Below are 3291 nucleotides of genomic sequence, written 5' to 3'. Positions count from 1 at the left end.
GCTGATCGAAGTAGACCGGGGCATCAAACACTTTGCAGTGCTCATGCCACTGTTCCGGACGAGGGTGTTCGAAATGCACCTCTCGCGGTGCCCAACGCTTGCCTGCGGCGTGGCGCACAAGGTTCAAAATCATCCCCAATGTCAGCTCGGCATCCTGACGGCAGTGCAGGATCGCGCCATGACGCACCTGATAGTCGAAACGCCAGCAATCGCCCTTATCAACCAGGCGAATCAGCGTATCGTGCTGATGAAACGGGAAAGCATGGGCTACGTTATGCAATGCCTGCTCGAGGGTGGCACTGCATAACCCAACATAGCCTATCAACCCAAGCGCCTGGGGCTTGAACTGCCTGCCGTAATGCAGACCAAAATTGGTGCAGTCAGAGTAACGCGCGGCCTCTTCCAATACGCGACAATAGTTTACTAATCCCACGCTAAGCGTCGGACAGGCCAGCAGCTCAGGATCGATACCGCTGATGCCAAGAATACGATCGGCATCGCCGCCGTTGTCTCCGATGAATTGCCCCAACCCCGAGGCCGCAGCTGCCAGCACGCCGCGGTGACCGAGCGGAATCCCCGCAGGCGGAGGAAGCCGAAATGACGGTACGCCCATAATTTCTCCCTCAGTGATGCAAGACGCCAAATCGAAGAGAAAAAGCAATTTCCATACCAGCGAAGGACAAAGACTGACGTCATCAGACAGACGTCAGGTAAAACAGCGGGATAACGTTGGGGACAAAAGAGTACGGCGGTGGACACTGGCGCAATGATGGAAGACAAGGCACTGCCGCAGCACAGCAGTGCCTTGAGATGGTGCAAATAGCTTCAGGAAAACGCGGGTTAGGCGCCCACCGGCAGCTCACCGTCCAGATAACGCTGGCACAGCCTGAAGGTGTCGGGGCACCAGCGTTCACCCATGCTTTTAGCCTGTTCTGTCTGCTGATGCGAGCCGATCCAAGCCGTCATCTGGATCCGGCGTTGTGCGATCAAAGCAGGAATGACCGCCAGGTCGGCCTCGCTGAGAGGGCAAATCTGTTGGTAGCCCGTCAACCAGCCCTCTACCCATTCAGGCGCGCGCGGGTGATGCTCGACGAAACTGATGGCCGCCGCGAGATCGTGCAAATACCAGCCCATACCGCAGTCGTCAAAATCGATCACCCGGGTTTCTCCGCGAAACAGGAGTAGATTGGTCAAACGCAGATCCGCATGGATCAACCCATAGCGCTGCGACGATTTACCGTAGTCGGCCAACGTTGCACTGACCCGTTCTATCGCCGCTTCGATAACCGGGTGCTCGGACGGAGAAAGGTAAGGCGCATCCTGCCATCGTCCCCAATGCGCCTCCGGGCCGACCATCGTTTCGTGATCCCACACGATGCGGCGAAAACCGGAAGGCGGTTGCCAGTTGCGGCTGTGCTGATGCAGTCGGGCGGTAATTCTGCCCAATTGTTCAAAGGCCGCCCCGTCCACATCGGTCGTCGGCATTTCGCCTTCTATCCAGTGAAAGACCACGACGTTGCGCTCCACGCCGTCGTCTAACGACACGGTTTGTACCGCTTCACCATCGTGTCCCACCAACGGTTCCGGCACGATGATGCCTTCCTGACGCAGTGCCGCCAGCCAGCTGAGTTCGCCGTTAATGTCGTCGCGATGATGATAAGCCGGCCGGTGAATGCGCATGGCGTAGCGTTTACCGCCAGCATCCAGTCGATAGGTCGCATTTTCGGAACGGCACAGCAGCGTCAGCGTCCCCTGCAAATCGGCAGGGTAGTGACCCATCGCCCGCTCCGCCAACAGGCTCATCGTGATGTCGTCCAGCGTATCGTATTGTTCTGCCATCGTAAGATCTCATCAAAGGAAGTGGCTTACAGGCTTTCAGCATGTAATGACCGCCATTCCGATGCTTGACGCAAAGGCAGTAAAAGTTGACCGCAGACGACAATATGCCCTCTTCCCTCTCCTTCTTTGACTCCAGAACGCAAAAAACACCTCGTTAGTGTCAAGTATCCCCGCCCATAACAGCGTCATCATCGATGTGTATGCAGCCCCACCGCAGAAAGAGGCTTCAGGCTCCATAACCAGCTGTTATGCCTATAAAAAAGAGGTTGGTTTTCATCCATACTTTAGAGGGGAGAACGTCATGACAACGCAGTTGAAGCCCACGCTGGGGACCCTTCATCTTTGGGGGATCGCCGTCGGTCTGGTCATTTCCGGGGAGTATTTTGGCTGGAGCTATGGCTGGGGCGTCGCAGGTACGCTCGGCTTTTTGGTCACCACACTGATGATCGCCGCCATGTACACCTGTTTTATCTTCAGCTTTACCGAGCTGACGACCGCCATACCTCACGCGGGCGGTCCTTTCGCCTACAGCCGCCGTGCCTTCGGCGAAACCGGTGGACTGATCGCCGGTATGGCGACACTGATTGAATTCGTTTTTGCGCCCCCGGCTATCTCGATGGCGATCGGCGCCTACCTGAACGTACAGTTTCCCAATCTGGACCCGCGCTATGCCGCAACGGGCGCCTATCTGGTATTTATGGGGCTGAATATTCTGGGGGTGAAACTCGCCGCCATGTTCGAACTCTGCGTCACCCTGCTGGCGGTATTCGAACTACTGGTCTTTATGGGCGTTGTGGCACCCGGCTTCAGCATCAGTCATTTTGTCGCCAACGGTTGGGCAGGCAGCGACAGCTTCGGCCTGCCTGCGTTGTCCGGCATCTTCGCGGCCATTCCCTTCGCCATCTGGTTCTTCCTGGCGATAGAGGGCGCGGCGATGGCGGCGGAGGAAGCCAAAGATCCGAAGCGGACCATCCCTAAAGCCTATATCACCGGCATTATGACGCTGGTGGTCTTGGCGCTGGGCGTGATGCTGCTCGCGGGCGGCGTGGGCGACTGGCGGACGCTTTCCAATATTAACGATCCGCTGCCGCAGGCCATGAAAGCCGTGGTGGGCGCCAATTCGGGATGGATGCACATGCTGGTGTGGATCGGTCTGTTCGGGCTGATTGCCAGCTTCCACGGCATCATTCTCGGCTACTCCCGGCAGTTCTTCGCCCTGGCCAGAGCGGGCTACCTGCCGACCGGGTTGGCCAAGCTGTCTCGCTTTAGAACGCCGCATCGCGCGATCCTCACCGGCGGCGTTATCGGGATTGCCGCGATTTTTAGCGACAGCTGGATCAACCTGCAGGGCATGAGTCTCACCGCCGCGATGATTACGATGGCCGTCTTCGGAGCTATTGTGATGTACATCATGAGCATGCTGAGCCTGTTCCGGCTGCGTCGCACCGCGCC

3 protein-coding genes are annotated in these 3291 nt (G+C 57.7%); 1 reads left to right on the top strand and 2 read right to left on the bottom strand.

What is annotated here, in order from left to right; translation table 11 throughout:
• Positions 1 to 613 (bottom strand): AraC family transcriptional regulator (locus tag Q7O77_RS16030; protein ID WP_304169642.1); only part of this gene is annotated, 613 nt, incomplete at its 3' end.
• Between the two features lie 227 nt (positions 614 to 840).
• Positions 841 to 1839: a phosphotransferase enzyme family protein gene (locus Q7O77_RS16025; RefSeq protein WP_304169639.1), complete on the bottom strand. Its 999-nt coding sequence runs from the start codon at positions 1837 to 1839 to the stop codon at positions 841 to 843.
• A 301-nt stretch (positions 1840 to 2140) separates the two neighbouring features.
• On the opposite strand from Q7O77_RS16025, the gene eat reads away from it, so the two are divergent.
• On the top strand, positions 2141 to 3291 hold a 1151-nt coding region (gene eat / locus Q7O77_RS16020; RefSeq protein ID WP_304169637.1), incomplete at its 3' end, for an ethanolamine permease.

Origin of the sequence: Lonsdalea britannica (assembly GCF_946477055.1) — a bacterium.
In the GTDB taxonomy this organism is placed as follows: Bacteria; Pseudomonadota; Gammaproteobacteria; order Enterobacterales; family Enterobacteriaceae; genus Lonsdalea; species Lonsdalea britannica_A.
Note: the sequence above shows the minus strand (reverse complement) of the source record. Positions and strands in the feature narration are given on the sequence as shown.

Bases quoted from the DNA above. Each gene is read 5' to 3' on its own strand.
- Q7O77_RS16025 (WP_304169639.1), bottom strand. From the start codon at position 1,839: ATGGCAGAACAATACGATACGCTGGACGACATCACGATGAGCCTGTTG.